General features: G+C 75.4%; 1 protein-coding gene. It reads left to right on the top strand.

The features are described 5' to 3' along the window. The coding region (locus IEZ03_RS00735) for a non-ribosomal peptide synthetase (protein ID WP_189241140.1) at nt 1–8989 on the top strand (8989 nt) is incomplete at both ends.

Here is an 8989-nt window from a genome sequence, read left to right as displayed (position 1 = left end):
CGCGGCCGGCGCCCGCCGGCTGCGCACCGCGGCGCCGGGCCTGGCGATCGCCGCGACCGCCGCCTACGTGGCGCGGATGACCGGGACCGAGGACGTCATCCTCGGCCTCGCGGTCAGCGGGCGGGCCTCCGCCGCGTCGCGCGAGACGCCCGCGATGCTGTCGACGGTGCTGCCGCTGCGCGTGCGCGTCCGGCCCGACATGACGGTGGAGGAACTGGTCCGGGCGGCGACGCGGGCGAGCGCGCGGGTGCTGCGCCACCAGCGGTACCGCCGCGAGGACCTGCTGCGCGACCTGCGGCTGCTCGGCGAGCGCCGCCGCCTGCACGGGCCGGTCATCAACGTCATGGCCTTCGACTACCGGCTCGACTTCGCGGGCCTGCCGGCGCGGGCGCACGCCATCACGACCGGCCCCATCGACGACCTGTCGATCAACATCTACGACAACTTCGACGGGACGGGGATGCGCGTCGACTTCGACGCCCACCCCGACCTCTACGCCGGGGACGAGGTCGCGACGCACCTGGAGCGCTACGTCCGGCTGCTGCGCACCCTCGGTGCCGCCGATCCGGCCACGCCGCTCCGCGAGATCGGGCTGCTGGACGACGCCGAGCGGGCCCGCGTCCTGGAGGAGTGGAACGGTACGGCGCTGCACGTCGAGCCCGCCGTCGTCCCCGAGCTGTTCGAGGCCCAGGCCGCCCGCGCCCCCGGCGCGCCCGCCGTCACCCACGGCGACACCACGCTGACCTACCGGGAGCTGGACGAGCGCGCCAACCGCCTCGCCCACCACCTGATCGCCCGCGGGATCGGCGCCGAGGACTTCGTCGCGCTCGCGCTGCCCCGGAACGCGGACCTGGTCGTCGCTGCCCTCGCGGTGCTGAAGGCGGGCGCCGCGTACCAGCCGGTCGACCTCGCGTACCCGTCCGGCCGGATCGCGTACATGCTGGAGGACGCCGCCCCGGCCTGCGTCATCACGACGTCCGGCGCGGACCTGCCCGGTGCGACCCCCCGCGTCCTGCTGGACGACCTCGACCTCGCCGCCTACCCGGCGACGGCCCCGACGGACGCCGACCGCGTCCGGCCCCTCCGCCCCGGCAACGCGGCCTACGTGATCTACACGTCCGGTTCGACGGGCCGCCCGAAGGGCGTCGTCGTCTCGCACGCCAACGTCGTCGACCTGTGCGCCTGGGCGAACGAGGACTTCGGCCCGGAGCGCCTCGCCCGGGTGCTGTTCTCCACGTCGCTGAACTTCGACGTGTCGGTGTTCGAGTGGCTGACCCCCCTCACCGCCGGCGGGCACATCGAGGTCGTCCGCGACCTGCTCGACGTGGCGGAGCGCGGCGGCTGGAAGGGGACGCTGATCAGCGGCGTCCCGTCCGCGATGTCCGCGCTCCTCGCGACGGGCTCGCTCCGCCTTGAGGCTTCTGCCGGGGGGTCTGGGGGGTCGTCCCCCCAGATCGAACTCGAGGCGGGCGACATCGTTCTCGCCGGTGAGGCGCTCCCGGCGCGGCTCGTCCACGACCTGCGCGCCCTCGCCCCGGACGCCCGCATCTCCAATATCTACGGCCCCACCGAGGCGACCGTCTACGTCACCGCCTGGTTCGACGACGGCAACACCGGCGGCCACGCCCCGATCGGCCGGCCGCTAGCCAACACCCGCGCCTACGTGCTGGACGCGGCCCTCGAACCCGTCCCGGCCGGGGTGCCCGGAGAGCTGTACCTGGCGGGGGACGGGCTGGCGCGCGGCTACCTGAACCGGCCGGAGCTGAGCGCCGACCGGTTCGTGGCGTGCCCGTTCGGTAAGCCCGGCGAGCGGATGTACCGGACGGGCGACCTCGTCCGGTGGCGTCAAAGCGGTTCCCGGGGGGTGTGGGGGGTCGCCCCCCCACAGGAGGACCACGCCGGCCAGATCGAGTACCTCGGCCGGCTCGACCACCAGGTGAAGGTGCGGGGTTTCCGGATCGAGCCGGGCGAGATCGAGACGGCGCTGTCCGCGCACCCGGCGGTGACGCAGAGCGTCGTCGTCGCCCGCGAGGACGCCGCCGGCGACACCGTCCTCGTCGGCTACGCCGTGGCGGACGGCGCCGACCCCGCCGAACTGAAGCGGTCCGTCGCGGCGGTGCTGCCCGAGTACATGGTGCCGTCCGCGATCGTCCTGCTGGACGCGATGCCGCTGAACCCGAACGGCAAGCTCGACCGCGCGGCGCTGCCCGAGCCGGTGCTCGCCCCGGCCGCCGAGGGCCGCGGCCCGCGAAACGCCCGCGAGGAGATCCTGTGCGCGGCGTTCGCCGAGGTGCTCGGCGTGGCGCGGGTCGGCGTCGACGACAACTTCTTCGACCTCGGCGGCGACTCCCTCAAGGCCACCCGCGTCGTGTCCCGCGTCCGTTCGGCGCTGCACGCCGACCTGGCCGTCCGCGCCCTGTTCGAGGCGCCGACCGTCGCCGCGCTCGCGGAACTGCTGGCGGGGACCGGCGTGGACGCCAGGCCCAAGCCGGTCCCGGCCGAGCGCCCCGAACTCGTCCCCGTGTCGTACGCGCAGCGGCGGCTGTGGTTCATCCACGACCTCGAAGGCCCCTCCGCGACCTACCACATCCCGATCCCGCTGCGGCTGACCGGTGCGTTCGACCTGGCCGCCGTCCGCGCCGCGATGCGCGACGTGATGGCGCGGCACGAGTCGCTGCGCACCGTGTTCACGGTGGTCGAGGGGGAGCCCTACCAGCGGGTCCGCACGCTGGAGGAGATCCGCCCCGAGCCCGAGATCGCCGACTGCGATCCGGCCGGCCTCGACGCGGCGGTGTTCGCGGCGGCGACCCGCGGGTTCGACCTGGCCGCCGAGGCGCCCGTCCGCGCGCACGTCTTCCGGATCGCCGACGACGACCACCTGCTCCTGCTGGTGCTGCACCACATCGCCGGCGACGGCTGGTCGATGGAGCCGCTCGCCGCCGACCTCCTCGCCGCCTACGCCGCCCGCGCCGCCGGCGAGGAGCCGCGGTGGGCGCCGCTGCCGGTCCAGTACGCCGACTACTCCCTCTGGCAGCGCGAGGTCCTCGGCGACGAGACCGACCCGGGCAGCGTCGTCGCCCGGCAGCTCGCGTACTGGCGGACGGCCCTCGCCGGGATCCCCGAAGAGCTGAGCCTGCCCGCCGACCGGCCCCGCCCGGCGCGCGCCACCTACCGGGGCGCCCAGCACGCGTTCGCCCTGCCGCCCGGCCTGCACGCCGCGCTGGCCGCGCTCGGCCGCGACCACCGCGCCAGCATGTTCATGGTGGTGCAGGCCGCGCTCGCCGGGCTGTTCACCCGGCTCGGGGCCGGGACCGACGTCCCGATCGGCTCCCCGGTCGCGGGCCGCCCGGACGAGGCCCTGAACGACCTGGTCGGCGTGTTCGTGAACACGCTGGTGCTGCGGACCGACACGTCCGGCGACCCGTCGTTCGCGGAGCTGCTCGCCCGCGTCCGCGACGCCGACCTCGCCGCCTACGCCCACCAGGACGTGCCGTTCGAGCGGCTCGTCGAGGTCCTCAACCCGCAGCGGTCGATGGCGCGGCACCCGCTGTTCCAGGTGATGGTCTCGATGCAGAACGACCCGTCCGCGCGGGTCGGGCTGCCGGGCCTGACCGTCGCGCTGGAGCCCGTCGACCCGGGCGTGTCCCGCTTCGACCTCGCCCTCCTCGTCGACGAGCGGCACGACGCCGCCGGCGCCCCGGGCGGGATCGAGTGCCGGCTGGAGTACGCGCTGGACCTGTTCGACCCGGAGACCGCCGCGTCGATGGCCGCCCGGCTGGAGCGGCTCCTCGCCCAGGTCGCCGCCGACCCGTCCCTGCCGCTCAGCGCCGTCGACCTCCTGGACGACGCCGAGCGCGACACGCTGCTGAACGCCTGGAACGACACCCGGCTGCCCGTCGCGTCCGCCGTCGTCCCGGACCTGTTCGAGGCGCAGGCGGCCCGCACACCGGACGCCACCGCGGTCATCGCGGGCGGCACCCGGCTTACCTACGCCGAGCTGAACGACCGCGCGAACCGCCTGGCCCGGTGCCTCATCGAGCACGGCGTGGGCCCCGAGGACTTCGTCGCCCTCGCCCTGCCCCGCGACGCCGACCTGGTGGCCGCGGCGCTGGCCGTCCTCAAGGCGGGCGCCGGGTACCAGCCGATCGACCCGGCGTACCCGGCCGACCGGATCGCCTACATGCTGGAGGACGCCGCCCCGGCCTGCGTCATCACGACCCGCTCCGTGGAGCTCCCCGGCGGGACGCCCCGGATCGAACTCGACGCGCTGTCCCTCGACGGGTACCCGGGGAAGGACGTCACCGACGCCGAGCGCGTCCGGCCCCTGCACCCGGGCAACCCTGCGTACGTCATCTACACGTCCGGTTCGACGGGCCGCCCCAAGGGCGTCGTGATCTCCCACGCGAACGTCGTGGACTTCTGCGCCGAGTCGATGGCGAGCTACGGCCCCGACCGGATGCGCCGCGTCCTGTTCTCCACGTCCCTCAACTTCGACGTGTCGGTGTTCGAGTGGCTGGTGCCGCTCACGATCGGCGGCGAGATCGAGGTCGTCCGCGACCTGCTGGAGATCGCCGAGCGCGGCGGCTGGTCCGGCACGCTGATCAGCGGCGTGCCGTCCGCGGTGGCGGTGCTGCTGTCGCGCGGCGGGCCGGACGGCGGGTTCCGGCTGGACGCAGGGGACGTGGCGCTCGGCGGCGAGGCGCTGCCGCCGCAGCTCGTCCGGGACCTGCGGGCGCTGCTGCCGGACGCGCGGATCTCCAACATCTACGGCCCCACCGAGGCGACGGTCTTCGTCACCGGCTGGTACGACGACGGCAACACCGAGGGCCACGCGCCGATCGGCCGCCCGATGGCCAACACCCGCGCGTACGTGCTGGACGAGCGGCTGCGGCCGGTCCCGGTCGGCGTGCCAGGGGAGCTGTACGTGTCCGGCGACGGGCTGGCGCGCGGCTACCTGCGCCGGCCCGCGCTGACCGCCGACCGGTTCGTCGCCTGCCCGTTCGCCGGGCCGGGGGAGCGGATGTACCGGACCGGCGACCTGGTCCGCTGGCGCCGAAGCAGTTCCCGGGGGGCGGGGGCGTGGGGGGTCGACCCCCCACAGGAGGACCGCGCGGGGCACATCGAGTACCTCGGCCGGCTCGACCACCAGGTGAAGGTCCGCGGGTTCCGGATCGAGCTGGGCGAGATCGAGACGGTGCTGTCGGACCACCCGGCGGTGGCGCAGAGCGTCGTCGTCGCCCGCCGCGACGCGGTCGGCGACAACGTCCTCGCCGGATACGTCGTCGCGTCCCCGGGCGGCCGCGTCGAGCCCGCCGAGCTGCGCGCGTTCGTCGCGAAGACGCTGCCGGACTACATGGTGCCGTCCGCGGTCGTCGTGCTGGACGCGATGCCGCTGAACCCGAACGGCAAGCTCGACCGCGCCGCGCTGCCGGAGCCGGACTTCGCCGCGTCGCTCACCGACCGCGGCCCGCGCGACGCCCGCGAGGAGATCCTGTCCGGGATCTTCGCCGGCGTCCTCGGCCTGGACCGGGTCGGCGTCGACGACGGGTTCTTCGACCTCGGCGGCGACTCGCTGAAGGCGACCCGCGTCGTCGCCCGCGCCCGCGCCGCGCTGGACGTGGAGCTGCCGGTCCGGGCGCTGTTCGAGGCGCCGACCGTCGCGGGCCTCGCCGAGCACATCGCCTCCGCGACGGCCGCCGCGCGCCCGGCGCTGCGGCCCGCCGGGCGGCCCGACCCGCTGCCGGTGTCGTACGCGCAGGAGCGGCTCTGGTTCCTGAACCGGCTCGAAGGGCTCACCGCCACCTACAACATGCCGATCCCGCTGCGGCTGACCGGCGCGGTCGACCACGACGCGATGCGGGAGGCGCTGCGCGACGTCGTCGCCCGGCACGAGTCGCTGCGCACGCTGTTCGGCGACGCCGACGGCGAGCCGCACCAGGTCGTCCTGGCACCCGGCGACGCCGACCCGGTGCTGACGGTCGGGGAGACCGACGACGTGCCGGGCACCCTCTTCATGGACGCCACGCGCGGCTTCGACCTGGCGAACGAGCTGCCGATCCGCGCCCACCTGTACCGGCTCGGCGCGGACGAGCACCTCCTGCTGATCGTCATGCACCACATCGCGGGCGACGGCTGGTCGATGGCGCCGCTGGCCCGCGACGTGATCACCGCCTACCTGGCCCGCCGCGAGGGCCGCGCCCCCGAGTGGGCGCCGCTGCCCGTCCAGTACGCGGACTACGCCCTCTGGCAGCGGGAGCTGCTCGGCTCCGAGCGCGACCCGGCGAGCCTCGCCGCGCGGCAGATCGCCTACTGGAAGGACGCCCTCGCCGGGCTGCCCGACGAGATCCGGCTGCCGGCCGACCGGCCGCGGCCCGGCCGCGCGTCCTACCGGGGCGCGCAGGTTCCGTTCGAGGTCCCCGCCGACCTGGCGGACGGGCTGCGCGCACTCGCCCGCGACCACCAGGTCAGCGTGTTCATGGTCCTGCACGCGGCGCTCGCCGCGCTGCTCACCCGGCTCGGCGCCGGCACGGACGTGCCGATCGGCTCGCCCGTCGCGGGCCGCACCGACGAGGCCCTGGACGATCTCGTCGGCGTGTTCGTCAACACGCTGGTGCTGCGGACCGACACGTCCGGCGACCCGTCGTTCGCGGAGCTGCTCGCCCGCGTCCGCGACGCCGACCTCGCCGCGTACGCGCACCAGGACGTGCCGTTCGAGCGGCTCGTCGAGGTGCTGAACCCGGTGCGGTCCCTGTCCCGGCACCCGCTGTTCCAGGTCATGCTGACGCTGCAGAACAACCCCGAGGCGTCGGTCGAGCTGCCCGGCCTGAACGTCGCCGTCGAGCCGGTGGACGCCGGGGTCGCCAAGTTCGACCTGGAGTTCCTGCTGGAGGACGCCCGCGACGGCGGGGGCGGGTTCGCCGGAACCCTCGAATACGCCCTCGACCTGTTCGACCGGGACACCGCCGAGCGCCTCGCCGGCTGGTTCCGGCGGACCCTGGAGGCCGTCGTCGCCTCCGGCGCGGCCGTCACGGTCGAGGGGCTCGACCTCCCCGGCGCCCCCGCCGACTCGGTCCAGGCGCCGTCGGCCGAGGGACCGGCGGCCGAGGGGCCGGTGGAGAAGCGGCTCGTCGCGTACGTGGTCGCCGCGCCCGGCGAGGCGCCCGACCCGGAGGAGCTGCGCGCGCACATCCGGGGGAGCCTGCCGGAGTCGATGGTGCCCGCGGCCGTCGTCGTCCTGGACGAGATGCCGCTCACCCCGAACGGCAAGGTCGACGTCAAGGCCCTGCCGAAGCCGGAGCTCGCGGCCGCCCCGGCGACCGCGTACCGCGCCCCGTCCGGGGAGACGGAGGAGGCCGTCGCGGCGGTCTTCGCCGACCTCCTCGGCGTCGACCGGGTCGGCGCCGACGACGACTTCTTCGCGCTCGGCGGCAACTCGCTCATCGCGATGCGGGTCGTGAGCCGCGTCCGCCGCGTCCTCGACGTGGAGCTGCCCGTCCGCGCGCTGTTCGAGGCGCCGACCGCCGCGGGCCTCGCCGCCCTGCTCGGGCGCGGCGCGCGGCACGAGCCGGGCCGCCCGGCGCTGGAGCCGCGGGAGCGGCCCGCCGCGGTCCCGCCGTCGTACGCGCAGCAGCGGCTCTGGTTCCTCAACCGGTTCGAGGGGCCGTCGGCCACCTACAACATGCCGACCGCGCTGCGCATCCGCGGCCGGCTGGACGTGGCCGCGCTACGCGCCGCCATCGGCGACGTCGTCGAGCGGCACGAGACGCTCCGCACGGTCCTGCCCGACAGCGGGGGAGTGCCGCGCCAGCTCGTCCTGGACCCGGCCGCGGCCCGCCCCGAGCTGGAGGTCGCCGACACGACGGAGGCGGAGCTGCCGACGCGGCTCGCCATGGCCGCCGGGTACGCCTTCGACATCTCCGCCGAGCCGCCGCTGCGCACCCACCTGTTCCGGCTCGGACCGGAGGAGCACGTCGCGCTGCTGCTCATGCACCACATCGCGGGCGACGGGTGGTCGATGGCACCGCTGGCCCGCGACGTCATCACCGCGTACGCGGCCCGCGCCGGCGGGGAAGAGCCGCGGTGGGCGCCGCTGCCCGTCCAGTACGCCGACTACACGCTCTGGCAGCAGGACCTCTTCGGTTCCGAGGACGACCCGGACAGCCTGATCTCCCGGCAGATCGCGTACTGGAAGGACGCCCTTGCCGGGCTGCCGGAGGAGCTGCGGCTCCCCGCCGACCGGCCCCGCCCGGCGCAGGCGTCCTACCGGGGCGGCACGGCCCGCTTCCGGCTCGGCCCCGACGTCCACGGGCCGCTGCTCGCCCTCGCCCGCGAGACCGGCGCCAGCCCCTTCATGGTCGCCCAGGCCGCGTTCGCGGGGCTGCTGACCAGGCTCGGCGCCGGGACCGACGTGCCGATCGGGTCGCCGATCGCGGGCCGCTCGGACGAGGCGCTCGACGACCTCGTCGGCATGTTCGTCAACATGCTCGTCTTCCGCACCGACACGTCGGGGGACCCGTCGTTCCGCGAGCTCGTCCGCCGCGTGCGGGAGACCGACCTCGCCGCCTACGCGCACCAGGACGTGCCGTTCGAGCGGCTCGTCGAGGTGCTGAACCCGCCGCGCCACCTGGCCCGGCATCCGCTGTTCCAGGTGGGGCTCACCTTCCAGAACAACCCCGAGGCGCGGCTGGAGATGCCGGGGTTCAGCGCCGAGGTGGAGCCGCTGACCTCGGGCGCCGCCCGCTTCGACCTGCTGATGATCCTCACCGAGCGCGAGGACGGGCTCGACGGCGAGCTGGAGTACGCGCTCGACCTCTACGACCCGGCCACCGCGCGGCGGCTCATCGAGCGCTTCGAGCGGTACCTGGCCTCGCTGCTCGCCGACCCCGACGCGCCCATCGGCGCGGCCGACGTCCTGTCCGGCGACGAGCGCGCCGAAATCCTCGGCGACTGGGCCGGGGGACGCGCCCCGGTGGCGGAGCGGAGCACGATC

The organism is Actinomadura livida (genome assembly GCF_014648675.1).
In the GTDB taxonomy this organism is placed as follows: Bacteria; Actinomycetota; Actinomycetes; order Streptosporangiales; family Streptosporangiaceae; genus Spirillospora; species Spirillospora livida.
Note: the sequence above shows the minus strand (reverse complement) of the source record. Positions and strands in the feature narration are given on the sequence as shown.